The sequence below is a fragment of the Sphingobium sp. genome (assembly GCF_003248505.1).
In the GTDB taxonomy this organism is placed as follows: domain Bacteria; phylum Pseudomonadota; class Alphaproteobacteria; order Sphingomonadales; family Sphingomonadaceae; genus Sphingobium.
This window is the reverse complement of record NZ_QFOA01000022.1, coordinates 1-23,843: the sequence shown is the minus strand read 5'-3', so window position 1 is coordinate 23,843 and position 23,843 is coordinate 1. Positions and strand designations below refer to the sequence as shown.

General features: G+C 61.7%; 20 protein-coding genes and 2 pseudogenes. 11 read left to right on the top strand and 11 right to left on the bottom strand.

The window, feature by feature from the left end:
• Positions 1-152: 152 nt before the first annotated feature.
• Complete coding sequence (locus DI606_RS09615) at positions 153-644, bottom strand: DUF3299 domain-containing protein (RefSeq protein ID WP_293982103.1); 492 nt, start codon at positions 642-644, stop codon at positions 153-155.
• 317 nt (positions 645-961) lie between these two features.
• Positions 962-2,920 carry a CocE/NonD family hydrolase gene (locus tag DI606_RS09610; RefSeq protein ID WP_293982101.1) on the bottom strand — a complete coding sequence of 653 codons (1,959 nt, stop codon included), beginning with the start codon at positions 2,918-2,920 and terminating at the stop codon, positions 962-964.
• A gap of 462 nt (positions 2,921-3,382) precedes the next feature.
• Between DI606_RS09610 and DI606_RS09605 the strand changes: the two are divergent.
• Positions 3,383-3,477, top strand: a pseudogene (locus DI606_RS09605) (IS5/IS1182 family transposase); the annotation flags it as partial.
• A gap of 174 nt (positions 3,478-3,651) precedes the next feature.
• Here the strand turns inward: DI606_RS09605 and DI606_RS09600 are convergent.
• The 3 genes from DI606_RS09600 to DI606_RS09590 are packed head-to-tail and all read right to left on the bottom strand — an operon-like array spanning position 3,652 to position 5,808.
• Entirely contained in the window at positions 3,652-3,969 is a 318-nt protein-coding gene (locus tag DI606_RS09600) for a DUF3325 family protein (protein WP_293982099.1), read from the bottom strand.
• The gene (locus tag DI606_RS09595) at positions 3,959-5,557 is read right to left on the bottom strand and encodes a PepSY domain-containing protein (RefSeq protein ID WP_293982097.1); all 1,599 of its coding nucleotides are present in this window, start codon (positions 5,555-5,557) and stop codon (positions 3,959-3,961) included. Before DI606_RS09595 ends, DI606_RS09600 begins: the two co-directional genes overlap by 11 nt.
• Positions 5,554-5,808, bottom strand: a complete 255-nt coding sequence (locus DI606_RS09590; RefSeq protein WP_293982094.1) for a hypothetical protein — start codon at positions 5,806-5,808, stop codon at positions 5,554-5,556. The genes DI606_RS09595 and DI606_RS09590 overlap by 4 nt, the downstream gene beginning before the upstream one ends.
• 189 nt (positions 5,809-5,997) lie before the next feature.
• On the opposite strand from DI606_RS09590, the gene DI606_RS09585 reads away from it, so the two are divergent.
• Positions 5,998-8,289 carry a TonB-dependent siderophore receptor gene (locus DI606_RS09585; RefSeq protein WP_293982091.1) on the top strand — a complete coding sequence of 764 codons (2,292 nt, stop codon included), beginning with the start codon at positions 5,998-6,000 and terminating at the stop codon, positions 8,287-8,289.
• Between the two features lie 65 nt (positions 8,290-8,354).
• On the opposite strand, the gene DI606_RS09580 is transcribed toward DI606_RS09585, so the two are convergent.
• From DI606_RS09580 to ptsP, 4 genes are all read right to left on the bottom strand, one after another.
• Positions 8,355-9,749, bottom strand: a complete 1,395-nt coding sequence (locus DI606_RS09580) for a carbohydrate porin (RefSeq protein WP_293982153.1) — start codon at positions 9,747-9,749, stop codon at positions 8,355-8,357.
• A 62-nt stretch (positions 9,750-9,811) separates the two neighbouring features.
• On the bottom strand, positions 9,812-11,509 hold the full coding sequence (locus DI606_RS09575; protein ID WP_293982088.1) for a PTS fructose transporter subunit IIC: 1,698 nt from the start codon (positions 11,507-11,509) through the stop codon (positions 9,812-9,814).
• The gene (gene pfkB, locus DI606_RS09570; protein ID WP_293982085.1) at positions 11,506-12,477 is read right to left on the bottom strand and encodes a 1-phosphofructokinase; all 972 of its coding nucleotides are present in this window, start codon (positions 12,475-12,477) and stop codon (positions 11,506-11,508) included. The genes DI606_RS09575 and pfkB overlap by 4 nt, the downstream gene beginning before the upstream one ends.
• Positions 12,477-15,017, bottom strand: a complete 2,541-nt coding sequence (gene ptsP / locus DI606_RS09565) for a phosphoenolpyruvate--protein phosphotransferase (protein ID WP_293982083.1) — start codon at positions 15,015-15,017, stop codon at positions 12,477-12,479. Before ptsP ends, pfkB begins: the two co-directional genes overlap by 1 nt.
• Positions 15,018-15,174: 157 nt before the next feature.
• On the opposite strand from ptsP, the gene DI606_RS09560 reads away from it, so the two are divergent.
• Both DI606_RS09560 and DI606_RS09555 read left to right on the top strand, forming a co-directional pair.
• Positions 15,175-16,179, top strand: coding sequence for a LacI family DNA-binding transcriptional regulator (locus tag DI606_RS09560; protein ID WP_293982081.1), 1,005 nt, complete (start codon positions 15,175-15,177; stop codon positions 16,177-16,179).
• Positions 16,176-17,018, top strand: a complete 843-nt coding sequence (locus DI606_RS09555; protein ID WP_293982078.1) for a shikimate 5-dehydrogenase — start codon at positions 16,176-16,178, stop codon at positions 17,016-17,018. Before DI606_RS09560 ends, DI606_RS09555 begins: the two co-directional genes overlap by 4 nt.
• A gap of 194 nt (positions 17,019-17,212) precedes the next feature.
• On the opposite strand, the gene DI606_RS09550 is transcribed toward DI606_RS09555, so the two are convergent.
• Together DI606_RS09550 and DI606_RS09545 are read right to left on the bottom strand one after the other, a co-directional pair.
• Positions 17,213-17,362 carry a hypothetical protein gene (locus DI606_RS09550; protein WP_293982076.1) on the bottom strand — a complete coding sequence of 50 codons (150 nt, stop codon included), beginning with the start codon at positions 17,360-17,362 and terminating at the stop codon, positions 17,213-17,215.
• 143 nt (positions 17,363-17,505) lie between these two features.
• Complete coding sequence (locus DI606_RS09545) at positions 17,506-17,985, bottom strand: TonB-dependent receptor plug domain-containing protein (protein ID WP_293982073.1); 480 nt, start codon at positions 17,983-17,985, stop codon at positions 17,506-17,508.
• Positions 17,986-18,622: 637 nt separating this feature from the next.
• Between DI606_RS09545 and DI606_RS09540 the strand changes: the two genes are divergently transcribed.
• The 7 genes and pseudogenes from DI606_RS09540 to DI606_RS09510 form a co-directional block, all read left to right on the top strand.
• Positions 18,623-19,435 (top strand): hypothetical protein, encoded by an 813-nt coding sequence (locus tag DI606_RS09540; protein WP_293982070.1) that lies wholly within the window; start codon positions 18,623-18,625, stop codon positions 19,433-19,435.
• Positions 19,436-19,660: 225 nt separating this feature from the next.
• Positions 19,661-20,067, top strand: a pseudogene (locus DI606_RS20340) (recombinase family protein); the annotation flags it as partial.
• A gap of 153 nt (positions 20,068-20,220) precedes the next feature.
• Complete coding sequence (locus DI606_RS09530) at positions 20,221-21,138, top strand: recombinase family protein (protein WP_367119469.1); 918 nt, start codon at positions 20,221-20,223, stop codon at positions 21,136-21,138.
• Positions 21,125-21,256, top strand: coding sequence for a hypothetical protein (locus DI606_RS09525; protein ID WP_293982062.1), 132 nt, complete (start codon positions 21,125-21,127; stop codon positions 21,254-21,256). The genes DI606_RS09530 and DI606_RS09525 overlap by 14 nt, the downstream gene beginning before the upstream one ends.
• A 244-nt stretch (positions 21,257-21,500) precedes the next feature.
• Positions 21,501-22,187, top strand: coding sequence for a hypothetical protein (locus DI606_RS09520; RefSeq protein ID WP_293982059.1), 687 nt, complete (start codon positions 21,501-21,503; stop codon positions 22,185-22,187).
• On the top strand, positions 22,180-23,046 hold the full coding sequence (locus tag DI606_RS09515) for a nucleotidyl transferase AbiEii/AbiGii toxin family protein (protein ID WP_293982056.1): 867 nt from the start codon (positions 22,180-22,182) through the stop codon (positions 23,044-23,046). The genes DI606_RS09520 and DI606_RS09515 overlap by 8 nt, the downstream gene beginning before the upstream one ends.
• A gap of 12 nt (positions 23,047-23,058) precedes the next feature.
• A partial coding sequence (locus tag DI606_RS09510) for a LysR family transcriptional regulator (protein ID WP_367119468.1) occupies positions 23,059-23,843 on the top strand: 785 nt, incomplete at its 3' end.

Below are 23,843 nucleotides of genomic sequence, written 5' to 3'. Positions count from 1 at the left end.
CTGGCGCAATCATCATGGCATGACGAAAGGACAAAGCGGCATTACGCAACGAATATCTAAGCGCGGACATGGGATGACATGATATTCCGGTATGACGAAGTCACGTCGAGTTGCCGCTATGCTGCGCTCAAAGCGTGCCGCTCCATCGTGGCTCACCCGGGCCGGGCGTTGACGAGACGATAAAAGATGCCGCTTTCATCGTAGCCGGTCAGTTGGAGCGTGCCGGTGACCACATGCACCTTGCTCTCATCGGTCGGAAAAGGGACTGCGGATTTAATCTCCATGAATTGATTTGGCAGCGCGTGCATGTGGAACGGACAGCCTGGAGGGTAGCCAAGCAACACCCAATGTTCCTGCTTGCGGCCATTTTCCAGCGGCATCATCCAACCGGCAACCTTGACCCGCTTGCCATCGAGCGCCTTGACCGCCGCCGGGAACGTCGGCTTCGTGAAGATCGCCATCGTCGCTTCGTCCCTGCGGTCGTTGATCTTGGCTTGCTGCAACAGGGACCAAGGCGTGGCTCCCGGCGGGGTCTTCGCCGGTTGCCAGATATCCTTCGTTGGTGCCTGCTTGCCCAATTGCATGGCAGCGCCGGCAGGAATGGCCGCAACGACCAGAATCGTGGCTAGAAGGGGCATGCGCATGGACAAAGTTCCTAACTCGACCGGGAAAGCGTGTCCGCAAGGTTGAGGCGAAATACGCGAATGGCGGGGACCAGCGCCGCGGCGAAGCCGATGCCGAGTACGACGAGCATGATAGCCCATTCGCCCGGCAGCATGGCGAGCGGATCGAAGCCGAAGTCCCTAAGCTGCGCGAAATTGGCACGTACGAGCGCCAGGCGCCGTGACCCAGGACGAGCCCCGCGGTGACGCCGGATCGCGGCATGCCATAGTGGAGAGGCAAGCTTTGGCCGACATATCGACCGCCGACGCCTAACACATATTTCTTCATGGCCTCCAGGTCATGGCACCACCGGCAGCATGACCGCGCTGGCCGTGGCGCCGCCGCGCCATATGCTCTGCGTGGCTGTCTTATAGTCTCCCGGTTTTGCCCACATGATATTGTCGACGAAGGTCTGGGGATTGCGATCGTAGAGCGGGAACAGGCTGGACTGCACCTGCACCATGATCCGATGTCCGGGCAGGAACACATGGTTCACATTGGGGAGCGCCCAGCTGTAATGCTCGACCTTGCCGGGCTTGAGCGCAACGGGCTTGGCGAAGCTGTCGACATAGCGGCCCCGGAAAATCTCAATCCCGATGGGTAGTTCATAGCCAGCCATGGAGGGTTTGCCGCCCTGGTCGGCGGGTTCGGGCACGTCGTTGGGATAGACGTCGATCAGCTTTACCACCCAATCGCTGTCGGTGCCGCTGGTCGCGGCGAACAGCTCGACCTGCGGCGCGCCCATGATGTGAACCGGCTTGTCGAGCGGCGCGGTTTGCCACACCGCAACGTCCGGGCGATCCGACACGAAGCGCTGGTCGTGCACCAGCCAGGGCTTCCATTGCTTTGCGTCGCCCATGTCGATCGGGCGGGGGATGAAGGGAACGGGATGCGCCGGATCGCTGACATAGTCGTCATGGCCCGCCGCCGTCGGCTTCTCGAACCCTGCCTTGCCATCGGCCGCCAGATAGAGCGGCGTTTGCGTGCCCATCGGCCAGCGCGGCGATGTCTGCCATTGGTCGATGCCGGTCGCGTAGGTCAGCACCGGCGGCGTGTGCGGATCGGGCGCACCTTTCAAATGATGGTCGAGGAACGGCTTCAACCACTTCACGCGCCATTCGCGCGCGGTGTCGCCGGTGAAGTCGAGCGCGCCCAGGCTCCAGCCGCCATGGTTGGCGCCCGAATGTCGCCATGGCCCGATCACCAGCGTGACCATATCGTTATTCCTGTCCTTGGGCTCCAGCGCGCGATAGACCGCCGGTGCGCCATAGCTGTCTTCCTGGTCCCACTGCCCGACCTCCAGCATGGTCGGGACCGTGAGCGGCCGCGCAGCGAGCCACTTGTCGACCGCCTGGAGCGACCAAAAATCGGTATAGGCGGGGTTTTCAAGGAACTTGCGGACGCCGGGGACCTTCTCGATGCCCAGCATCTTTGCGAAATCGCCCGCCGATCCGGCCTCGAGATAGCGGGTATAATGGTCGCCCTTGCCCAGAGCGAACTCGCCGCCGCCGTCACCCTTGTTGAACCCCTGGCTAACCGCATAGTCAAACGAACTGATGCGGAAGGCACCGTTATGGAACCAGTCGTCGCCCATCCAGCCGTCGACCATCGGGCTTTCGGGCACCGCGGCCTTGAGCGCCGGATGCGGGTTGATTTCCGCCATCAGCGTGGTGAAGCCCAGATAGGAAGACCCGATGATCCCGACCTTGCCGTTCGATTCGGGCACGTTCTTCACCAGCCAGTCGATCGTGTCGTAGGCGTCGGTGGATTCGTCGATGCCGGTGTCGTTGAGCGGCCCGACGATCGGCCGGTTCATGATATATGTGCCTTCCGACCGGTGCAGGCCGCGTATGTCCTGATGAACGATAACATAGCCGTCTTGCGCGAACTCCGTGTCCATGACGTCGAGATTGTCGACGATGCGCTGGCTGGGAACGCGGTTCGCGGCGGCGTGGGCGTCATAGGGACTGCGGGACAACAGGATGGGCGCGTCTTTGGCGCCCTTCTTCATCATGATGACGGTGTAGAGCTTGGTCCCGTCGCGCATCGGGATCATCACCTCGCGCCGGATGAAGTCCGCCGACGGCAGCGTCTGTTCGAAATGGTCGATGACGTCTGGCGTCATCGGCGTCACGCGTGCCGGGTCCTGCGCGGCGGTCATCAGGAGCGCCGCCGCCGCCAGCAATATAGGGCGCGACAGTGCTGCCAGTTTCAATCCGGACCGAGCAATCCCCGCGCGATACATGTCATTGGTCATAACGTCCTCCCTCGGTAGAGCGCAGTTCCCGAAATTCACCGCTTCGTCATGTTGTAACGTTACGCACTCCTCCCATAGATTTGCAACTGAGGCGACCGGACCGATCCACAGATATCGGCGGAGCGAATCGGTGCGGAAGATGGCCGCACGCCCTCTTCCTTATCTCACACAGCCGATCAGTTCATCTTCCTTCAAGACGCGTCCAAACTGCGACGCAGCCGCTCGGGCCGAAGCGCCCAACGACATCGCCGCTACTACACGCTCACGAAGGTCTATCGAATAGCCTCGACTCATCCCTGCTACCCTCCTGCCCAGCCAACGGTTTGAATCAGAAAAATCAGGCCGCGTGAATCCCCCTCATGATTCACTCAACAAGATTACGCTCTATGCAGCGAGCTTCAATCGTTTGCCGCACAGGCGAATAGCCCTCTCTACTCGCGTAGTCATCGACCGGTAGCGGCGATGGCCGTTTTCCCCCGAGCCACGGCAGGCCCCGGGTCTATGATCGGCGCGTGCCGAGCGGGATTTCCTCAGTCAACCGCCATGGGCTGTGTTGGCGAGAAGGTGCCGAGCCTGTCGCGTGGCAACCCGCCGGCAGCTCGATGCGCACCGCCTCTTGCCTAAACTCGTTTGTATGTTTGATCACCCCGTCGGTTTCTTGATGCGAGCTTCAATCCCACAGGTGACCGGCACAGAACCATTACAAGTCGAGATCGAAGACCACGACCCATTTACACAATGGCTCCGACCACACCGATGATCGCGGCGAACCGTGCAAGGAAGAAAGCCAAGGGCGGCTTCCACGACAGGAGCAGCACCAGCGCGACAGCAGCGATGGACGTTTGCGCGAACCATATGACGCTGCCAAGCGCAGGCCCCTGAAGGAGCCATGCCGAAAGGACCGACAGAAACAACAGGGCGATGCCAAGCGGCTTCGCCGCGCCACGGGTCGGAATCAAGCGGTCCGATCGATGCGGCCTGTGCTTGTTCTGTGTGAGTGAGAGGGTCGCCAACGCGGCATAAGCCACCAGTCCTGGTTCAAGTTGCATCGGCAACCTTCCGTCCGATCTGCGCGCGGCGGGTCCTGACGACGCCGGGTGTTGTTTTGCGGCGCGCGGCGGCCTTCCATGCCGCGAATGCAAGCACAGCGCCTATCGCGATCACCGCAAGATCGAAAGCGACGAACAGCCAGTCACCTGCTGCCAGGCTCACGAACAAGCCACGGTCCGTGGTCGCCATATTGACCCACGGTATCGCCAGAAACGCCATCGAGGAAATCGCCAGCCCTTCGGGCCATGCGCGGTCGATCGGCCGGAAACACAACAACGCCGCCATGCCGAACCACACCCAATACATTGCCGAAACCTCCAATGCAGCACGTCCCGCCACTTCGACCGGGATCAAGCGGTTGGCGAGCAGAAATGCCGCCATGCCCGCAGGCAAACAGGCGATGGCCCCCACATTGAGGCGCTGGACGATCCGCATGCCCAAGAACGGGCTGGCATCCTTCTTCGTGCGTTTGGCCGTCCAGAGAATGAGGCCGGTCCCCACCATTGCCGTGCCGGTCAAGCCAAGCAGAAAGCATATCCAGCGCAGCAAGGGGCCGGCGAAATGGCCCTCATGCAGGCCAAGCATGACGCCGGCAGTGCCGATCGCCGGCCCGACCGGTGGCGAGGCGGAAATCTTTTGACCCGTGGCGCCGGCATAGGTGATCGAACCGCTGCGCGCATTGAGGCCATCGGCCGAACTGCGCTGGACCGTCACGGTGGAGGCTGCATCGCCCGGATTGCGGACGATGACGGCGCTAACCGCGCCGCCGGTCCATTCGCGAGACGCCTTGTCGATCAATGACCCGACCGAGACGAGCGGCGCGGCGCGGCCCGTCGCTGCATCCTCCAGCTCCCGACCGAAGGCTTCCACGCCGAAGTCCGCCGGGTTGGCATAGTTGGCCGCTATCGGCCACGGCATATACATCATCACCAAGGTAATGAGGCCGGTATAGGTGATCATGGCATGATAGGGCAGCGCGAGCACCGCCGAGACATTATGAGCGTCGAGCCAGCTACGTTGCCCCTTGCCCCATCGCAGGGTGAAGAAATCGATGAAGATCCGCTTGTGGGTGATCACGCCGGATATGATCGCGGCCAGCATGAACATCGCACAAAGGCCCGCCAGCCAGCGCCCCCAGGGATGCGGTAGCTGGAGCTGGAAATGGAAACGGTAGAAATGCTCACCGCCGCGCGTGTCGCGCGCAGCGACCGGCCGACCGGTGGCCGGATCGAGCTTGAACTCGGGCCGACGCGGCGGCGGCGGCGCCTTTGGGTCAGGATCGGGCCGTGACTGCGCAAACACCCTGGTTACGCGCGTCCTGTCGTCGGGCAGATAGATGTACCATTGCAAATCGTCGGGCGTGGTCGACCGGAGGTATCGCACCGCTGCCTCGGCCGCATGCCCTTGCGAGACTGTTCCGGAGTGAATTTCCGGCTGCATCCATGTCGTGATTTCAGGCCGAAAATAGCTTGCGGTTCCGGTGAGGAACATGGCGAACAGGATCCAGCCAGCCAGCAGGCCGAGCCAAGTATGCACCCACGCCATCGACTGGCGAAGGCTTTTCTGATCGGGCAACACTGTCTTCACGCGCGCGGCCCCAGCATCGCCGTGACCGCAATGCAGGCAGCCGACAGTCCCCAGATCAGCAGGACAACGCGCGACAGCCTCGCCTCGTGAAAGGCCCAAAGCCCAAGAGCTGCAAAGATCGCAAAAGAAAAAATCATGCCCCATGCCGTTGCTTCGACACGAGCGACAGGAAGCGATCTGGCCAGCAGCGATGCGACGCCTGCCGCCGCGGCGTAGCCGCCGACTAGAGCGGTGAAGGCGCGCAGCCCCATGGCGGCAGCGCCGCGTACGTTTGGCTTTCCTCCAGCAGCGCGTCTTCCGGTCAAAACTGCTCCCCCTCGTGCAAGTGGGTTGCGTCTAGCTAATGATGCCAATAACTGCAAATGCGAATCAGTCGTAACAGATCAGGGGGATATATGATCGACGCTGCACATCGTCCGGCTTTAGCCAAGCGGCATCACATGCGCACTCGCCTTCTCGGTGCCGCCCCGATCGCGGTCGTCGCACTTGTTGCAATGCCTGTCCATGCGGCGGGCGATGCAGGCGCGAATGCCGAAGCCGCACGTTCGAGTGAAGCGATCGTCGTGACCGGCCTGAAGGACAAGCAGACCGGATCGGGAACCAAGACTGATACGCCGCTGATGGCGACCGCTCAGTCCATCACTGTCATCGACAATGAGGAACTCGTTCGCCGCAACGCACTCTCGATAAACCAGGCGCTTGGCTATGTCGCGGGTGTCTCGCCCAATCAGCGCGGCGGCATGGTGACGCGTTACGACCAGCTCATACTACGCGGTTTTGCGCCAGGCGTGTTTCTGGACGGCATGCGCCTTCTCGCCGGCCCCTATTCGATGCCGCAGATCGACTTCAACCGCATCGACCATATCGATGTGGTGAAAGGGCCCGCATCGGTGCTCTACGGCAATTCCACGCCCGGCGGCCTTGTAAACCTCACCAGCAAAATGCCCGAAGAGCAGGCATCGGGGCGCTTCGAAGGTCAGATCGGCAATTATGACACGCTACGCTTTACAGGCGATGTGAACCAGCCTCTGGATAAGGACGGGCGACTGCTCGCTCGCATTGTCGGCGGCTGGCAAAAGGGCGACGGCCTGACGAGCGGGACGTTCAGCGAGCGCTATCATGTCAGCCCGATGGTCACCTTTGCGCCCGATGCGGACACCAGCTTCACCCTCGTCACATCTTATCAGCATTCGCCGAGCGGCGGCGGCTATTCCGGCGTTCCCGCTTATGGCACGGTGCTCGACAACGGCGGGCGCGGAACCTTGCCCCGCGACATCAATACCGGCGATCCGGCTTATGAGCGCTACAACCACAAGGCGAAGTCGGTCGCCTTCTTCTTCCGTCATGCCTTGAACGAACACCTCACCGTTCGGTCGAGCGCGCGCTTTCAAAACAACAAGCTCTCCTATCGCCAACTTTATATCACCGGCTTCACGACCACGGGTACCGGAGCGAACCGCAATTCGGACTTCGGCACCATCGTCCGCGGCGGCGGCGGGGCGGACGAGGATTTCGACACGACGACGATCGACAACAGCATCAATGCCCGCTTCGATACCGGCAGCATCGCGCACAATATCCTGGTCGGCGTCGACTATCAGCGCATCACCGGTGAGAATGTTCAGCAGTTCAACGCGGGCCAGACCGCAAACCCGTTGACCAGCATCCCCAATCTCAACCTGTTCAACCCCGTGTACGGCGGCGTCATGCCGAGCTTCGACCTCAGGCTGCTATCGAGTGCCTACACGAATGGCCACAGCAAACGCGATCAGCTCGGCATCTATTTTCAGGACCAGATTTCGATTGGACGCCTTCAGCTGATCGCAAGCGGTCGACAGGACTGGTATGATCAGAACACGCTCAATCTGAAAAACAGGAGCGTTGCTCTGCTTTCGCAAAAAGCATTCACGATGCGGCTGGGTGCGCTTTACGAATTCTCCTTCGGCGTCTCGCCGTTCTTCAGCTATTCAGAATCGTTCGAGCCGCAGGCAGGCGCCACTTGGCAAGGCACACCATTCGTTCCGGTGACGGGGCGTAGCTACGAGGGCGGCTTCAAATATCAGCCTGTCGGCACGGGTGCGATTTTTACCCTTTCCGCCTATGACCTGCGGCGGCAGAACGTACCGGTTTCCGATCCGGCAGCTGGCACCAACGGCATCCCCTCGACCTCGCAAATACAGATCGGCGAAACACGCGTTCGCGGCGTGGAATTCGAAGGGCGGGGCGAAATAGTTCCGGGCTTCGATGTCGTGGCGGCGGCAAGCTATACCGATGCGATCATAACGCAGGGCACCCCTGCCATTCCGGCAACCGCGACCAACTCCGGCACGCCGACAACCACCGGCACGCGCCAGCTTGGCACACCCAAATGGAATGCCTCCACCTTCCTCTCCTACGATTTCGGCAAGAGCGGCGCGGCAAGCGGAGCGTTGGCTGGATTTAGTTTCGGCGCGGGCCTGCGCTATGTGGGAGGGTCAGACGGCACGACGACCTACGCGATCGTCAACAACGTGACCACATTCCGGCGGTTCGACACCAAGGCGTTCGCGCTGGTCGATGCGATGCTGGGATACGATCTCGGCAAGGCCGCACCCGGCCTGGAGGGTTGGAGCTTGGCGGTGAATGCGGCCAACCTGTTCGACAAGACACACATCACGGCCTGCCCCTTCAATAACAGCTGCTACTACGGCGCAGCGCGGACGGTTATGGCGTCACTCCGGTTCAACTGGTAGATATCCAGACGGCTGCGCCGACAAGGGACATTCGGGGAACTATTCCCGGATGCTGCGGTGGATCGTCACCGCATACCGCCGATCAACGGCAACGCGTCTATGGTAAACTTGAACCCGAATACCAGCGCGTTCTTGATACCGGTGGATCGGAAGGGTGCGCCGGTCTGGTCGGGATTGAGGATGTACTGGATGTTCGGCGACAGACGGATGGCCGCCCCGATCTGTGCGCCGTAGGCAAGTTCCATCATATATTGATTGCGATGGATATTGCCGTCGCCGCCCGCTGAAATGCGGGCGGCCCGCATGCGCTCCATTGCCAGGTCGGAGAAGCTCTGCCGATTCACCACGAACCCGATCGTATCATGTTCCCGTCCCGCGAAGGTGCCGGTCTGGAGCAGGCCCAGCTCCAGAAAATGCCGCTCTTCCACCCGTCCGGAAAGGTTGGTCATTGCCACTCCGAATATCGACAGCCCTCGTTCGGACGCCGGATCGGGTCGCGTCAGCATCTGGTCGAACCGGACGTAGATGCCGCTTCGTCCCTTGAGCGTGGCGGCAGGCCGCCCCGTCAGGATAGCGACGCCACCGCGGTCGTCGCGCAGCGGGTCGGCATAGTCGCCGCGATCTATCCAGCCGCCCAGGATATAATGACGAGGCAGCCGATCGGTGGTGAAGTCGGAGGCATAGCCAAGCTCGTAAGGCACGATAAAGCCGGTGCCGCCCTTGAAGCTGAAACTGAACCCGTCGTCGTTCGCGCGCTTGCGGTTGGGATTGACCTCATAGATGCCCACATGCGCGAACCAGCGGTCGGCAATGTTCACTTTAGCCCTGGCCATCCAGCTCGACGCCGGAAAGTAGGTGAAATTGCTGTTCTTGAAGACGAAGGTCGGATTGCCGCAGGTCGAGTTGGACTGGAAGTTGCAATAGAGCGGCGAATTCAGGAAATGGATGTTCGCCTGGCTCTTGCCTGCCTCGATATCGAGCGCACCGCCAAACAGCTTCTGCTCCCATGTGAGAATGGCGAGGTGGGTGTTTTGCGTGCCCCACACCTCCTGAACCGAAGTGTTGTTGCCGATGGCGATCTGCGAAAGGCTCTTGCCGTGGCGGTTGGTAACGGCAAAGTGAAGAGTGCCCCCGTCCAGCCCGGCGATCTTTCCGAAATCGAGATCGGCCCCGATGTAGATCTGCCCGGTATAGGCGGCATCCCGGCGCAAGCCGCCGGTCGCGTTGGCGGCGGCCTCGCCTGTGTAGTTCAACGCCAGGGCGATGCCATCTTCAGCGAGGGGCTGCCAGGTAGCGGCCCCGCTCTTCTGTGTCCTAAGGGCAGGCGGAACGGTTTTCGCCACCTGCCGGGGGGCCTGTTTCGTTGTCGGCTCAGCAGCGCCTGGCTCGATATCCTGAGCGCGAGCGCCGAACGCGACTATCCCCATGCCAAGCGCCGCAATCGCCGCGAGGCTCTTCATCCCAGCCATGTCGAATACCCCTCCAAGATAATGGTTGTGCGTATGGCCTCTTCGGGCCCGGTTCAGCTCTGCGTCAGGGGACGCTTGAGAAACCCTAGGAGGAGCGCACTCACAAGGACCCCGGCAGCAAGCGCCACGACATAGGCAACGAGGTGAGAGACGGCGCCGGGGATCGGCAGCACGAAGATGCCACCATGGGGCACTCTCAGTTCCACACCCACGACCATCGAAATGGCGCCGGTGACCGCCGATCCTGCCATCAGCGACGGGATCACCCGAAACGGAGCGCGCGCGGCGAAGGGGATCGCGCCCTCGGTTATGAAGGCCAGGCCCAGCACTGCGGCCGCGGCTCCGGCCTCGCGCTCGTCCTCGGTGAAGCGGTTGCGGAAAAGCCGCGTGGCGAGCGCGACTGCGAGCGGCGGAGTCATGCCCGCTGCCATGGTCGCGGCCATCGGCGTGTAAACCTGGCTTGCGATCAGCCCGACTGAGAAGGCATAGCCGGCTTTGTTGACAGGGCCGCCCATGTCGAAGGCGGACATCGCGCCAAGGATCAACCCGAGAAGAATGGCGCTCGAACCCTGCATGCCGCGCAGCCATTCGGTGAGGAAGGTAAGGGCCGCGGCAACCGGCGTTCCCACAGCGTAGATCATGAGCAGCCCGGTCAGCAGCGATCCCAACAACGGAAGGATCAATACCGGTTTGAGACCTTGCAGGTTCTTGGGCAAACGGATCGCCCGGTTCAGCCAATGGACGCCGTAGCCTGCGATGAAGCCTGCAACGATGCCGCCGAGGAAACCGGCCCCCAGACTACTGGCCAGCATGCCGCCGATCATGCCGGGCGCAATGCCGGGCCGATCTGCGACCGAATAGGCGATATAACCGGCGAGTGCCGGGACCATCAGCGCGAACCCGCCCTTCGCGCCGATCTCGAACAAGGCGTGCGCGAGCGTGCCTGCGGCGGCGTCCTCATTGGCGTGGATGCCGCCCAGTGCGAAGGCGAGCGCGATCAGCAAGCCGCCTGCCACCACGAAGGGCAGCATGAAGGACACGCCGGTCATCAGGTGTTTGTAGGGACCGGCGCGATCGGCGGCGGACGAAGGAACTGCGCCTTGTCCGGCAGTTCCGCCCTGAACCCTGGCCTCGACCAACGCCTTTTCGATCAGCGCGGCTCCGCCGGTAATCGCGGGCTTCGTGCCGCCGGCAAAGACATGCTTGCCGTCAAAGCGACCGCGATCGACCTCCCGGTCGGCAGCGATGATGACGACATCGGCTTCGGCGATCTGTTCTGAGGTGAGCGGGGTACCGGCCCCCACAGAACCCTGTGTCTCGACATGGATGTGGTAGCCGAGCTGACGCGCGCCCTCCTGCAACCCCTCTGCCGCCATGAAGGTGTGAGCGATACCCGTCGGGCAAGAGGTGATCGCGACGATCTTCTTCACCGATGCGTTACGGGTACGGTCGACGGCTTCGGTTCCCTCGAGCGCTGCTGCCGGATCGGCCAGCACGGCTTCGACCGTGAGCAAACGATCGGCGCGCGTACGGATCGCCTGATCTGCGCGCGTCTCATTGCCCACAAACAACAGCATGTCGCCATCCGCTGCCGGTCCCGGCGCCACGGGATTGACCACGCCCTGCGCGGTCCGCAGTTCGATTTCGATCGAATGTCCTGCCTCACGCGCGACGCGGCGTAGCGCCTCGCTGGCGAGCACGCCCGTGACGCCAGCGTCACCGGCATCGACGATTGCAAAGAACCGCTTCATTTCACCTCTCCCAGCAGGACCGGGCCAACGGTTTTGGCCCGGGTGATCGTGACCCGGTCGGCGATCGCTTCGACGGTCGCGAAATCCGGCAAATGGGGCCCCGGCCGCCCCAGCTTGCCGACGGCGAACGCCGTGGACAGGCGCGCGATCCGCTCAAGGTCTCCGCCTTCGGCAAGCGCGGCGGCAAGCCCTGCAACCATGGCGTCGCCAGCCCCGACCGTGCTGCTGATCTGCCCGACCGGCACATGCGCGGTGACCGCGCCTTCGCTCGACAGGAACATTGCACCATCCTCACCCATCGAAACCGCGACAAGCTCGACGCCGCGCCGATGGAGCGCTTCCGCGCAGGATATAACATCGTCGATGTTATCGAGTGGCCGGTCGGCCCAGGCGGCGAGTTCGCCGCGATTGGGCTTGACCGCAAAAGGAAGAGGCACGCCCGGACGAAGCGCCTGGGTGAGCGGCGCGCCGCTGGTATCGAGCACGACGCGCGCACCGCGGGCGTTCAGCGTGCGGACCATATCAGCATAAATATCCGGTGGGCATCCCGGCGGAAGGCTGCCTGACAGGATCACGAGCGCATCCCCTCCGGCGAAGTCTGCGACAGCTGTCTCCACCTTGGCGACCTCGGCATCTTCGACCGCCGCACCGTTCATATTGATGTCCGTAGTGGTCGCGGCGTCGACGATCTTCATGTTGACGCGCGTATCGCCGGCTATACGCAAGAAATGATCCGCAATCCCTTTCTGCACGAACAGGTTTTCGAACAGGGCCGCGTTACCCTCGCCCAGCAGGCCGAAAACGCTGACACTTTCACCGCGATCGGCAAGGCAACTCGCGACATTGACCCCCTTGCCCCCGACATCCTGGCGGATCGAGCGAGCCCTGTGGACTTCGCCCGGCACCAGTCGGTCGAGCACGATCGTCTGATCGATGGCGGGGTTGAAGGTGACGGTAGCGATACGCATCAAGCGGCATCCCTCGCCTGTGCCCCATCCTCTGGTGCAACGTCCAGCGCGCGCACATCGGCGGCGCTCTCCATGTCGAGCGCTCGCGCCGCCAACGCCTTGAGCGCTGTCAGCTCGCTTTTTCGGATGCGCGCCTTCACAGCAGGGAGGTCTCGTGGCGTCATCGACAATTCGGTGACGCCAAGCCCCGCCAGCAGCGCTGCGCCGAATGGGTCCCCGGCAAGGCCACCGCACACCCCTACCCAGCGGTCATGCCGCCGCGCGCCTTCCACCGTCATCGCGATCAAGCGCAGGACGGCAGGGTGCATGCTATCGGCTTCACTGGCGAGCTCAGGATTTTGCCGGTCGATCGCCAGCGCATATTGGGTCAGATCGTTGGTGCCGATCGAAAAGAAATCGGCATGGGCAGCCAGCGCGTGGGCTTGAACGGCGGCGGCGGGCACTTCGATCATGATGCCGATGGGCACGGTCGGGGCATCCAGCGCGATCCGCACCGCCTCGCACCGTTCGCGCAGCACCAGCAGTTCGCTCGCCGAAGTAATCATCGGAAACATGATCGACAGGTCGCCCCCGACCTTCGCCGCGCGGTACAATGCGCGCAGCTGCGGTTCCAGAAGATCGGGACGGCGCAGTAGAAGGCGCGCACCGCGCACTCCGAGGAAAGGATTTTCCTCCTGGGGCAGGTCGAGATGCGGCACTTGTTTATCCCCGCCGATGTCGAGCGCGCGGACGATCAGCGGTCGGCCTTCAAGCGCTTCGATCATGCCGCGATAGACTTCGAACTGTTCGTCTTCGCTGGGGCTTTCGCCTCGCTCGAGAAACAGGAATTCGGTGCGCATGAGGCCGACGCCCTCCCCGCCCTGCGATATCGCGAACGGGACTTGATCGGGCCGGTTGACGTTGGCGGCGACCGCAAGGCTGTAACCGTCGACGGTGGTGGCGGGCTGGCCGCGTTCAGCCTCCTCCGCGGCACGTTTCGCTGCAATGTCCGCGATCCAATCGCGAGCAGATGCAAGATCGTCGTCGGAAGGATTGAGCCACACCCGCCCCGTATCGCCATCGACGATTGCGACCGCCCCGGCGGCCTGCGAGAGCAGGCTCGCGCCACCGGCCACCACCGACGGGATGCCGAGCGTGCGTGCAAGAATAGCGCTATGCGACGTCGGTCCGCCCAATGCGGTGGCAATGCCAACGACGCGGGCGGTGTCGAGCGTCGCCGTATCGGATGGAGAGAGGTCGGTCGAAACCAGAATACAAGGCTCGTCGGGAAGATCGCTCAAGCTGCCCGCCGCAAGCCCCGGATCGATCTGGCCTAGCACGCGCCGCCCTATGTCGTGCAGGTCGGCGGCGCGTGCAGCCAGCACCGGATTGCCCAGTGCCGAGAGTTGACCTGCCATACGGTCGATGGCCTGGTGCCAGGACCAGGCGACGCCATGGCCTTCCACCATGATCTGGCAGGTGAGCGTGATAAGGTCGGTATCGTCGAGAAGCCCGGCCTGCGCCTTGAAGATCGTTGCGTCGCCCGCCCCCAGGCGACGGGTCGTGTCGTCAATCAGCGCTTTCATCTGCGCGCGGGTGCGCACGAGCGCATCGTCGAGCATCGTGCCGCCGATGGCGAGATCGACCGGGCGATCAGGCACATGAAGCTCTGCTGCGGCGAGGACATGGACTTTGCCGATTGCAAGACCCGGACTGGCGGCCACGCCTGCGACCATCGTTGGCGTGCCCACGGGTTTCCATCCATTCACCGGGGCCACTGCCTTTTGCGCAGCGCGCTCCGCATCGGCCTTTTCACGGATCGTGAGGCGGCTGATCGCGTCTCGGAAGATTTCCAGGGCGTTCCGCGCTCCCGCCCCCGAAGCGGAGATCGTGACAGTGTCGCCCGCCTTCAGACCGAGCTGAAGCAGGGCGACGAGGCTGCGGGGATCGGCCGTCTCGGTACCGTTACGGACCCGGATCGGAACGGAAAGAGCCTTTGCCGCCTCTGCCCAGGCTGCAGCGGGCCGAGCGTGGAGGCCCGCTGGATAATCGACCGTCCAGGACATGCGCTCGTCAAGATCCTCGGCAGCGAGTCGCGCGATGCCAGGACCGGCAGGTTCGTCCGCAAGCGCCTGGGCAATGAGTGCCGGATCGTCGGTAGCGGCAAGCTGGCGCAGGCGCGCCTCGTCTTGGATCAGGCGGGTAAGGCGGCGCAGGATCGCGATATGGCTGTCCGAATTGGCGGCAATGCCGACCACCAGATGCGCTATCTGGCCGGGATTCCATTCGATTCCATCGACGAATTGAAGGACCGCAATCCCGTCCCGACGAACAAGCGCCCTGTCCTCGCCCAGCCCGTGGGGGATCGCGACGCCAGCGCCGAGAAAGGTATTAGCCACAGCCTCCCGGGCGATCATACTGTCTTCGTAACCGGCGGCAACGCACCCGGCGGCGACCAGCAGCTGGCCTGCCTGACGGATGGCGTCCTCCTTGTCGACCGCCTTGACGTCCAGGCGGATCAGGTCCGGACGGACCGCAGGCAATGGGGCTTTGGTGAGCATGTCTTTCCGCCTCTCCAGCGCGAGTCTGTCTTCGCACTTGCCTTATAGAAAACGTTTTCTCAAACTCTTGTCAATAGATCTTGAAGAATGTTTGCGTGAAAGGCATATGGGGAGTCATACGAGGCCGCAGCGGTGATTACCGGAGAGAACGATTTCCATGAGCGTCGGCATCAAGGACGTAGCTCGGGTTGCCAACGTATCCCCCGCCACGGTTTCACGCGTGCTTGCGGGGCGCAGCGTCGATGCGGCCATGCAGGAACGCGTTCACGCCGCCGTTAAGGCAACCGGCTATCGTCCCAACCTCGCTGCCCGTCGACTACGCTCGCAGCATAGCAACACCATCGGCCTGATCGTTGCCGATATCCGCAATCCGTTCTTTACCGCCGTTTCACGCACAATCGAGGATCAGGCCTATGCGCGCGGGCTGCGGGTCATCCTCTGCAACACGGACGAAGATCCCGCGAGGGAGGCGATGTACCTACAACTGATGCAAGAGGAGCGAGTAACCGGCGTCATTCTCGCGCCCACCCGACAGGGCCTGGCCAAGGTCGCGAAGGCCAAGCCCGACTATCCGATGATCCTGATCGACCGTACCGCGCCCGGCATTACCCATGATTGTGTCGTGCTCGACAATGGTGCGATGGCGGAGTTGCTGGTCGAGCATCTCAACGATCGGGGCTTTCGCCGAATCGCCGGCCTCTTCGGTGCCTCCAGCAGCACCGGAGTCGAGCGTCGCGCTGGATTCGAGACGGCCTCGGCGCGGCTGGGCCTTTATGCCGACGCCGTTGCCGTTCCCCATGGCGAAGGCGAAGCCGCACGGGTCGTGACGGATCTTCTTGCGCGGTCGGCTCCACCGCAGGCTCTCGTCGCCAGCAACGGTGTCGCGCTGATGGCCACCTTGCGCACGCTCCATGGCCTCGGCTTGCGCGTGCCGCAGGATATCGCGCTCGCCGGGTTTGACAATGAAGGCTGGATGGATCTGGTCGGCGGCGGTCTTTCGGTGATCGAACAACCGGTGGAGGAGATCGGTCGCACGGCCATGGCGATGCTGGCCGACCGACTCGATCACCCCGACGCTGCGGCGCGCAAGGTCGTGCTTGCCGGACGTCTCGTCGCACGCGGCTCCAGCCGCGCGCCCGTTTGCGATAAGGCGACAGGATGAAACCGCCCATAGGCCGCGACACACGATTATGCATGTCTTTGTCGGCACGGCCCGGCAATGCGGGCTCGCGCCTTCATAACTACCTTTACGAAGCGCTCGGCCTCGATTTCGTCTACAAATCTTTCTCGACCCGAGACCTGCCGGCAGCAATCGGCGGCATTCGCGCACTCGATATTCGCGGCTGCGCGATCTCTATGCCATTCAAGGAAGCGGTCATCCCGCTGATCGATCGCCTCGAACCGAGCGCCCGTGCGATCGAGAGTGTCAATACCATCGTCAACGATGGGGGCATTCTGACGGGCTATAACACCGACTTTGTGGCCGTGCGCGCTTTGCTGGAACGGCGAGAGATCGATCCGGCACTTCCGTTCATACTGCGCGGCAGCGGCGGTATGGCGAAGGCGGTCGTAGCGGCGTTGCGCGATCTGGGGTTCGGCAAGGGTTTGATCGTGGCGCGTAACGGCGATGCGGGCTCTGCACTCGCTGCATCCTATGGCTATGATTGGGTGGCGGATCTTTCGGAACAGGGCGCACCGCTTCTGATCAACGTAACGCCGCTCGGCATGGACGGTGCCGATGCAGACATACTGGCGTTCCCCAAGGAAATGATCGCCGCCGCGCAGATTGCGTTCGACGTCGTCGCGCAGCCAGCAGAAACGCCTTTTCTCAAGGCCGCGCAGGCTGCAGGCAAGACGGTCATCTCGGGCGCGGAGGTCATCGTCCTGCAGGCCATCGAACAGTTCGTACTTTACACCGGCATTCGTCCGTCGCCCGACCAGATCCGCGACGCGGCGGCATTCGCGCACGGCGAAGCGGTCGCCGCCAGCCTGATCGACTGAATATGGGGCGGCGCTTCGCCGTGTCGCCTGCAAGATAACGGGTTCAGAGTATTTGCAATCAATGTCGCCTTACGCCGACGCTGCCGGAACCGACCTATGAAGTGTCCGCCACCGCGCTAAGGCGGGATCGCAATTGAACGTTGCCAGGCCATGGCGGCGGCGAGATGGACTAAGCCGTTGAAGTGGACGGTTCGTCAATCGTAACGGGTATCGAAGCGCGCCTTGGCGCGAAAGGTCTTGAAAGTCTGGTCGTTGATATTGGTCTCGCCGGTCACTGCATTGTCGATCCAACCCGGGAAGCGCTCCGCGGTGCCGCTGACGCGAACCGCGAGTACGCCAGGCACTATCGGCGCATTGAAAGCTCCCTTGATGCCGCGATTGGTACCACCGTCTTGGGTTTGCGAAATGGAAGCCGAGCCCTTCGCTTCCTATTTTTCAAGATCCGCCCCCTTGGTCAGAATGCGCATCGTTCCGCCCATGGAGCCTTCTACGAACAGCGCCCCCTGCGGATCGCGCAGAATTTCAACGCGGTCGAGATCCATGCGCGCACGTCGGGTGCGATCTGCACCGCTACCCCCGTGAACGGCAAGTCATTGAGATAATAGCCGTTCTCGTTCGCCACAAGCGAAGTTGAAATTCCCCGAATCGTGATCTTCTGGTTCCGCAAGCCTTGGTCGTACGCGCCTACACCGGGTGCCTCCTGGAGAAAGTCGGACAGATTCTTAGCGCCGCGCTGTTCGAGGGCCTCGCCGCTGATGGCGGTGAGGGCGATTGGCACGTCGATAGCGCGCTCTTCGCGTTTGCGCGCCGTCACGACGATCTCGTCATCGCGCCCGCCTGCCATTTCGTCGTTGGCGGCCGGCCGCGCGGCTACGGCGGCGTTCTGCTGAGCCGCAACGGTTATAGCCTGCATGGCAACCAGCGCTGCAAGAGAAATGCCGAAAAGATGATTTCCGCTGATCGTCATGTCGTCCCCCGATTAGAAATGGCTATCGAAGTGCAGGACGCATCACCCTGGTCGCGGGATAGCGGCAGGTTATATTTTATTTACGGCTCAATAACGGAAGCGAAGCTCGGAAGCTCGACCGTGCGATCGAGATACAGATCGCATGAAGGTTCGAGGGCCTTCGGAAGTGTCGACAGGACGCTTGCCGAAGGAGCAGGCGCTTCAATTACTTGTCCCCCACGATGTCATCCGGCATCTGAACAATCGATATTTATGAAGTGCGGTCCACATGACGTTGGCACACAGCGAGTGGGGATTGACTGGGGTAGAGATGTTCCGGGAGCGTGTCGCCGTCCTGGTCGTCGTCGATATACTGTCCTTTTCGACCGCCGTTGACATTGCTGTATTTCAGGCGGCTACAATCCTCCCGTTTCCCTCCGGAGATCCTATTGCTGTACGCAGCGCGGCTGACGATGCCAACGCGCTATTGGCCGCAACACGGCAGGCTGGTGGGGGCCAAGTCAGCCGTTGCCCGTTTCGATAGGCCTTGGCAAGCAACCAGCGAATCTTGTCGATAGTAACGGGCGCGAGGCCGTCGCGCTCGCATTTGACGAGCCATTCCTCCGCCACCGCCTCGAAAGTATTGGCCGCGGCATATTTGGCGGCGATCCTCGCGCGCTTTTTCTCCAGCGCCGGATCGATCCCCTCGGCAATCTTCTTCTTGGCTTCGTCGCGCCGGACACGCGCCTCCGCGAAGGATGGCCGCTATCATCTCAAGAATGGACGGTACATCCTTGAGGCCATCAAGGCCGCATACCCCGATGACGATACCATCCTGATCCGGGCGGTCGTATTTCCCGGCACGGAGGCGGAAGCCGTGGTCGCCATGTGCGACGATGTGCTGGGTTCGGCCGTCGCCACCAAGATGAAAATGGCTCATGGCCTGCTTAGCCTCCAGCGTGCCTGCCACATCAGCCAGATCGCGCTGGCCGAACGCTATCCCGGCCTCAACCAGGACAAAGTCAGCCGCATGCTCATAGCTGCGCGGCTTCAGCAGGACTTTCCCATAGTCTTCGACATCCTCGAAGCGCCGCACAAGGCGCCGATCTCCTACGGCGTGACCGCGTCAGCCGCGCTGCGAGGCTTGGGCATGGCGCAAGTTCGGCAGACCCTCGATATCGCCGAGCGCGCCATCGGTGACGGGATGCGCTTCAAGCCGGCAGATGCCCTCGAACTGCTTGGCATGGTACCGATGGCCAGAGCTCGCACAGCGCAGCCCAAGCCGATCACCCCGGTCGAAAGCGATGAAATCCTGGGCCATGACGAGCAGCCGGTCGGTGCCCGCGAGAGGCTTGCCGACAATATCGAACGTCTGCGCCTGCCGAACGTCGCCGACATGAGTGTGATGGAGCGCGAGGTCGCCGCCGAAGCCTTCATCGCCGAGATCCGGCGGCACTTCGGCCTGGCCTGAGGAAAGGAGGCAGGCGGAGCGAACGGCTGTGGCCCGACATCCTCAGTATGATGGCTCCGGAGCGGGTCGCAAGGCCGCTGCGCGTGGGAAATCCACGCGTGGCGGCACGCGTACCATTCCAGTCTACAGCCAGTTCGCTTCCGACTTGCCTATTGCCCGCGAAGAGATTCAAATCGTTCTGGCGGCGCTGGGTCCTGACCTCGCAGCCTTATTTTTGGAGGATGGATGATGAAGCGTGGCCGTGGATCCAAGGGCAGCAGCAGATTGCGGGCCTATGTCTATCTGCGGCTCAGCGTCGACAAGGAGGATGGCAAGGCGCAGAGCATCGAGGCGCAGCGCCATGCCATCAACGCTTATGCACTGAAAAACGGCATCGAGATCGTCGAGGAGTTCGTCGATAGTGGCAGAGCGGCCAGTCCGACAAACGTCCAGCCTTCAACCGGATGATCGCCCAGGCAACCGACGGCACCAATCCCGTCGGCATCGTGCTGCTCTATCGTCTTTCCCGCATGGCGCGTAATATGCGTATCTTCTTCAATGCACTGGATGGTCTTGCCGACGAGGGTGTCGAAGTCGTCTCCATTACCGAGAATTTTGGCCAAGGACGCGCCAAACGTCTCGGACAGACCTTCACGGCTTTCGTCGCCGAACAGGGCGCTGTCGAGGCATCCATCTTCACCGCCAAGAGCCGACGGGAAAATGCCCGCCAAGGCTTCTATAATGGCGGTCCAGTGCCCTTTGGTTATGAGACCTATGTCGCGAGAAAGGATGGCGACAAAGAGCGGATGAAGCTGCGCGCGGTCCCTGCGGAAGCTGCGGTGGTCGATCAGATTTTTGACTGGGCCGACATGGGACGTGGCGGACGCTGGATCGTCAAGACGCTCAATGCGCGTGGCACGACGCTGCGCGGGGCCAAGTTCTCCAACGGGAATCTCGCCGGGATCCTGAGCCGGATCACCTATACCGGGGTCTATTACGACAAGACCATGGACGATGACGGCAATGCGCCTGATCCGGAAGACTGGATCGCAGTACCATGCCCGGCGATTATCGATCAGGCCCGGTACGACCGTGTCAATGCGCTGCGCGCGTCTCGCAATCCGCGCCGCAACCCTCCCCATATCGTCGCCGGCACTACGATGCTGACCGGCATCGCGAAGTGCGGGACGGCCGGCTGCGCCTACGCAATGACGATCCGCACCGGAAAGGGTGGGCGATACAGCTATTATGTCTGCGCTAACCGCGTGAACAAGGGACAGGCTTGCGCGACCCCGAGCATGCGGCGGGAGGTGCTGGACAACCTCGTGCTGGACACCGTCGAAAAGCAATTGCTTGCACCCGAGCGTCTGCAATCACTCCTTGCCGACGTGCTAAACCTCTCCGATCAGAAGCGCGTCCAGCGCGAGCAGGAATTGTCTCACGCCAGAGCCGAGCAGACCCGCCTGAGAACAGGCATCGAACGCCTGCTCATCCTGGTGGAGACCGGGCAGATGGGGTCCCGTGATCCCATTTTCGCAAAGCGGATGGACGAGAATCGATCTGCGCTTGCTGCGGCCACCACGCGCATCAATGCTCTTGAGACGCAGCTTGCAAAAGGATCGCGCAAGATCACGCCTGCAACTATCAGCCGCTTTGGCGAACTGCTTTCAGCCAGACTGCGCGATGACGCTGCGGAAGGACTATCTGCGCATGCTGGTGTCTGAGATCACCGTTTCCAATGCGCAGATCACCATCTCTGGCCCGAAGGCCGTGCTCGAGAATGGCGTCTGCAACGGTGTCCCGCGCCTGATGGGCATGGTGCCCATCTTTGACCGGGAATGATGCCAGAAGAGGACTCAAAAACAAGTGATTCTGGCACGGAAAACCGCCATTTCTTCAGCATTGCCGCAAGCTGATACCATGATCGATACCCAGGGACTTTTTGTCGGAGCGGTTCGGGTCCTGAAGCCCCGAAATTATGAGTGTGCTCAAGTGATTCGATAAGCTGCTTTGGGGAGGTGGTCGCCCTCGTTGCCGATTCAAGAAATTCTTGAAACTTTCATCATTTGAAAGTATCTGGAATTTTATGAGCGCGCTTTCTGAACAGATTATGGGGTCGAGCCTCGCTGAGCGGGTCTTCAACGAAAGCCAGCTTCGTGAACTGCTGGGCGACAGCGATGCCCGCCGCTATGCTCTGGTCAACAGGGCGCTGAAAGACGGTTCGCTGATCCGTCTCAAGCGGGCCACCTATATGCTCGGCCAAAGCAGCCGCAGCGAGGCGGGTCATCCCTTCTCCGTGGCGCAGGCGCTCTTGCCAGGGAGCTATATCTCCTTTGAAACAGCGTTGGCCTATCACGGCTGGATTCCGGAGGCCGTCTTTACCACGGCAAGCGTTTCACCGGGCCGCAAGACGATTACCTATGATACGCCATCCCTCGGGCAATTCAGCTTTCATCCACTCGCGCTCCGGGAATACCAATTCCTGACGAGCGTGGAACGGGAAAAGTTCGGCAAGCTCACGGCATTCGTCGCGCAGCCTTTGAGGGCGCTGATGGATCTTGTCGCATTACGAAAGGAGCATTGGTCCGGTTTGGATTGGCTCATCACCGGCATGCGGATTGACTTGGATCGGCTGCTGTCGCTTAAGCGCAAGGATTTCTCGGCACTCCGGCCCGTGTACAAGCACAAAGCCGCCAACGATTTTCTCCATTCACTCGAGGGCGCTATTTTGGCGAACAAAGGCGTAGCCAAAGGACGCCTCGCGGATGATTGAAATCATTCAGGAGAAGCTTCGCCAATATCGAGCGACCAACGCGGTCGAGGAGGAGAATGCGACCAAGGAGATCATCCAGGAGATCGCCCTGTACGCGCTCTGGCGTAGCGACTTTTTCGACGTCGCTCTTTTCCAGGGTGGCACCAGCCTGCGCATTCTGCACCGCCTGCCCAGGTTCTCCGAAGACCTCGATTTCATGCTCAGGTCGCCGAACCCCGAGTTTGACTGGGCGCCCTATCTCAAAATTCTGGTCGAGGTTTTCGCGCAGTTCGGATTGAAGCTCGATGCCCAGCCCAAGGAGAGGATGGACAAGGCGGTTCGGGAGGCAGTGCTCAAGGATGACTCCATCGCGAGTCAGCTCGATCTGACCTTTGCGGGCACGGGACGCCGCCGAACGATCAGGATTAAGCTGGAGATCGACACCAATCCACCGCCCGGGTCCGGCGAAGCCGGCACCTTTCTCGATTTCCCCGCCGACTATGAGGTACGGCATCAAAATCTGCCGTCCAACTTCGCGCTGAAAATCCATGCGCTCCTTTGCCGAGGATATCTGAAGGGCAGGGATTGGTATGACTTTTCCTGGTATGTTTCGAACGGGGTGTCTCCCAATCTGGCGCATCTCCAGGCGGCCCTCATCCAGGCGGGCCCATGGGCGGGGCAGGAAGACCTCAAGATCAATATGGCATGGCTGGAGGCCACGCTGCGGAACACCATAGCCACTATCGACTGGAAAGCCGCCGCCAACGACGTCATGCGCTTCCTGCGCCCAGCGGAGGCGAAGTCGCTGGAATTATGGAGCGACCGCTTCTTCCTCGCAAAGCTTGAAAAAATCGGGGCTACTAAAGGTGTCTATCAGTAAAGGGAATTTTGCTTGGCTCGATTCAATCTCAATATCTACTTTGCACTCGACGCCATATTGCGGTCCGACACTTTAACCGAGGCGGCTCGCAGTATTCATCTAAGCCAGCCGGCCATGAGTCTGGCACTGAAGCGACTGCGGGAAACTTTCAACGACGAGATCGTGCGCTACGATCACGGACGAACAGAATTCACCCCGCTGGCACAACAACTCAAGCCCCGAGTTGCCGAAATCCTGCTCAAATCCCGCGAAGTGCTTGAAATGTCCAGGGCTTTCGATCCTTCTTCCGAAACGCGCACATTCAGGCTGGCCGCGCCTGAGACGACATTGTTTTTCCTGATGCCCAAGCTGGTTGCCGCACTCGCTCTCGACGCGCCCGGCATCACGGTCGAGGCGGTGGCCTATCCGCTCCAGGGCGTGGAGGAACCAAGGCCGGATCTGTTCATCCTGCCCGAATGGGCCGCCAATCCCGCCGAACCCAGCCATCCCATTTTTCACGAGGAATTTTCCTGCCTGCTTCACGCCGATGCTGGCATTCAGGAACCGGACGAGGCGATGTTCGCAAAGCTCGATCACGCAGCCCTGCCGACTGACCGCGAACGATTTTTCTGGCCCGAGGATTCGCCGGCCCGCCATCTGCTCGCCCGGCGCCACATCGTTGCGACGGCCAGAAAGCTCGACGTTTTGCCTCATCTTGTTCTCAACCGCAGACTGGTTGCCATCGCAACCTCGCGTTTCACCCAATATCACGCGGCGGTCTCGCCGATGCTCATCTCGACGCGTGCGCCAGCAGCCTT

Bases quoted from the DNA above. Each gene is read 5' to 3' on its own strand.
- DI606_RS09615 (WP_293982103.1), bottom strand. From the start codon at position 644: ATGCGCATGCCCCTTCTAGCCACGATTCTGGTCGTTGCGGCCATTCCT.
- DI606_RS09610 (WP_293982101.1), bottom strand. From the start codon at position 2,920: ATGACCAATGACATGTATCGCGCGGGGATTGCTCGGTCCGGATTGAAA.
- DI606_RS09600 (WP_293982099.1), bottom strand. From the start codon at position 3,969: ATGCAACTTGAACCAGGACTGGTGGCTTATGCCGCGTTGGCGACCCTC.
- DI606_RS09590 (WP_293982094.1), bottom strand. From the start codon at position 5,808: ATGGGGCTGCGCGCCTTCACCGCTCTAGTCGGCGGCTACGCCGCGGCG.
- DI606_RS09585 (WP_293982091.1), top strand. From the start codon at position 5,998: ATGCGCACTCGCCTTCTCGGTGCCGCCCCGATCGCGGTCGTCGCACTT.
- DI606_RS09580 (WP_293982153.1), bottom strand. From the start codon at position 9,749: ATGAAGAGCCTCGCGGCGATTGCGGCGCTTGGCATGGGGATAGTCGCG.
- DI606_RS09575 (WP_293982088.1), bottom strand. From the start codon at position 11,509: ATGAAGCGGTTCTTTGCAATCGTCGATGCCGGTGACGCTGGCGTCACG.
- pfkB (WP_293982085.1), bottom strand. From the start codon at position 12,477: ATGCGTATCGCTACCGTCACCTTCAACCCCGCCATCGATCAGACGATC.
- ptsP (WP_293982083.1), bottom strand. From the start codon at position 15,017: ATGCTCACCAAAGCCCCATTGCCTGCGGTCCGTCCGGACCTGATCCGC.
- DI606_RS09560 (WP_293982081.1), top strand. From the start codon at position 15,175: ATGAGCGTCGGCATCAAGGACGTAGCTCGGGTTGCCAACGTATCCCCC.
- DI606_RS09555 (WP_293982078.1), top strand. From the start codon at position 16,176: ATGAAACCGCCCATAGGCCGCGACACACGATTATGCATGTCTTTGTCG.
- DI606_RS09545 (WP_293982073.1), bottom strand. From the start codon at position 17,985: ATGACGATCAGCGGAAATCATCTTTTCGGCATTTCTCTTGCAGCGCTG.
- DI606_RS09530 (WP_367119469.1), top strand. From the start codon at position 20,221: ATGAAGCTGCGCGCGGTCCCTGCGGAAGCTGCGGTGGTCGATCAGATT.
- DI606_RS09525 (WP_293982062.1), top strand. From the start codon at position 21,125: ATGCTGGTGTCTGAGATCACCGTTTCCAATGCGCAGATCACCATCTCT.
- DI606_RS09520 (WP_293982059.1), top strand. From the start codon at position 21,501: ATGAGCGCGCTTTCTGAACAGATTATGGGGTCGAGCCTCGCTGAGCGG.
- DI606_RS09515 (WP_293982056.1), top strand. From the start codon at position 22,180: ATGATTGAAATCATTCAGGAGAAGCTTCGCCAATATCGAGCGACCAAC.